The 2,047-nt window shown below is 65.5% G+C and carries 3 protein-coding genes; 2 read left to right on the top strand and 1 reads right to left on the bottom strand.

Annotated features, from left to right (window positions below):
* On the top strand, nucleotides 1-660 hold a 660-nt coding region (locus tag AC097L_RS23330), incomplete at its 5' end, for a SulP family inorganic anion transporter (RefSeq protein WP_479589125.1).
* On the opposite strand, the gene AC097L_RS23325 is transcribed toward AC097L_RS23330, so the two are convergent.
* A complete protein-coding gene (locus tag AC097L_RS23325; RefSeq protein ID WP_479589124.1) occupies nucleotides 633-1,820 on the bottom strand; it encodes an MFS transporter in 1,188 nt (395 codons plus the stop codon). The genes AC097L_RS23330 and AC097L_RS23325 overlap by 28 nt on opposite strands.
* A 98-nt stretch (nucleotides 1,821-1,918) precedes the next feature.
* Here AC097L_RS23325 and AC097L_RS23320 point away from each other — a divergent pair.
* Nucleotides 1,919-2,047 (top strand): LysR family transcriptional regulator (locus AC097L_RS23320; protein ID WP_479589126.1); only part of this gene is annotated, 129 nt, incomplete at its 3' end.

Genomic DNA, 2,047 nt, shown 5'->3' with positions numbered 1-2,047 from the left:
ATTGCGCGCACCGTCACCAATATCCGCTCCGGCGCCACCTCGCCCATCGCGGGCATCGTGCACGCCCTGCTGCTGGCTGCCGTGGTGCTGGTGGCCGCGCCGCTGGCGCTGTACATCCCTCTGGCGGTGCTGGCGGGCATCCTGCTGTTTGTGGCCTGGAACATGGGCGAATGGCACGAGTTTGTGCGCCTCAAGCAGTTCAGCAACCACTACCGCATGCTGTTGCTGGGCACCTTCTTTCTCACCGTGGTGTTCGACCTGACGGTGGCGGTGGAGGTGGGCATGCTGCTGGCCTGCGCCTTCTTCATCCGCCGCATGAGCACGCTGTTCCATGTGGATGCCGTGGCCGAGGCGGAGGGCGCGCTGGTCTACAAACTCTACGGCGCGCTGTTCTTCGGGGCGGTAGCCAAGATCGACCCCATCGTCCAGGCCGTGGAAAGCCGCCACAAGGGCACGCGTGTGGTGCTGGACGCGTCCCAGCTCATCTCACTGGATGCCAGCGGGCTGGACGCGCTGGAGCAATTGTTCAAGGCCATCACCCACCGCGGCGGCCAGCTCTACATCAACGACCTGAACGACCAGCCCCGGGGGCTGATGGAACGATCCGGCTTCGCGGGCCGACTCAAGGATTTTCAGACCAGCGCAGCGGCTGCACTCTGAGTGCGGGCCTGGTCCAGGCTGCCGCTCCAGGCCGTCAAGGCCACCGCACCCAGCACCACCAAGCCGCCGATCCAGGGCGTGTGGGCCAGGCCCAGGTGGCTCACCACCGAGCCGCCGCCCCAGGCACCGCCTGCAATGCCCAGGTTGAAGGCCGCGATGTTCAGGCCCGAGGCCACGTCCACCGCCTGCGGCGCCACGCGCTGGGCCTGCTGCACCACGTAGACCTGCAGACCTGGCACGTTGCCAAAGGCAAAGGCACCCCACACCAGCACGGTGGCCACGGCCAGCCAGGGGCTGGAGGCGGTGAGCGACAGCACCAGCAGCACTGCGGCCAGGCCCAGGAACAGGATCTTCAACGCGCCGATCGGGCCGCGCCGGTCGGCCAGCTTACCGCCCCAGATGTTGCCAAACGCCACCGACACGCCGTAGACCATCAGCACCAAACTGACCGCGTTGGTGCCAAAGCCCGACAGTTCCTGCAGGATGGGGGCCAGGTAGGTAAAGGCCACAAACGAACCGCCGTAGCCCACGGCAGTCATGGCGTAGACCAGCAACAGGCGCGGCTGTTTCAGCACCTGCAACTGCTGCAACACGCTGGCGGGTTTGTTGTGTTTCAGCGTGGACGGGATGAAAAACAGGCTGATCAGCATCGCCACCACGCCCAGCGCGGCCACCGCCAAGAACGTAGCGCGCCAGCCAAAATGCTGGCCGATGAAGGTGCCCAGCGGCACGCCGGTAACCAGCGCCACGGTGAGGCCCGAGAACATGGTGGCAATGGCGCTGGCGGCTTTCTCCTTGGGCACCAGGCTGGTGGCGATGGTGGAGCCGATCGAAAAGAACACGCCGTGGGCCAGGCCCGTCAGCACCCGTGCCACCACCAGCGGGGTGTAGCCCGGTGCCTGCCAGGCCACCAGGTTGCCGATGGTGAACAGCAGCATCAAGCCCAGCAGCAGCATCTTGCGGGGTACTTTGCCGGTCAGCGCCGTCAGCACGGGCGCGCCCACGGCCACGCCCAGGGCGTACAGGCTGACCAACAGGCCCGCCGACGGAATGCTGACCCCCAGGTCGGCGGCCATGGTGGGGATCAGGCCGACGATCACGAACTCGGTCGTGCCGATGGCAAAGGCGCTGATGGTCAGCGCAAGCAAGGCAAGTGGCATAAAGCACCTCAAATAGTCACAGAAGCCTGGATTCTGGATGCCTTACCCTTGCAGAAAAAGCGCTGTATCCGCACAAGATACTTGCGTATTATTCAAGAATGAAAACCACGCTCGACGAACTGCAGGCCTTTGCCACCGTGATCGACGCAGGCTCCATCACCGCGGCGGCCGAGCAGCTGGGGCAAACCGTGTCGGCCGTCAGCCGCTCGCTGGGCCGCCTGGAGAAG

It is taken from the genome of Rhodoferax sp. RT5P35, assembly GCF_056521385.1.
The sequence above is the reverse complement of the archived record's forward strand: the minus strand, read 5'-3'. Positions and strand labels throughout refer to the sequence as shown.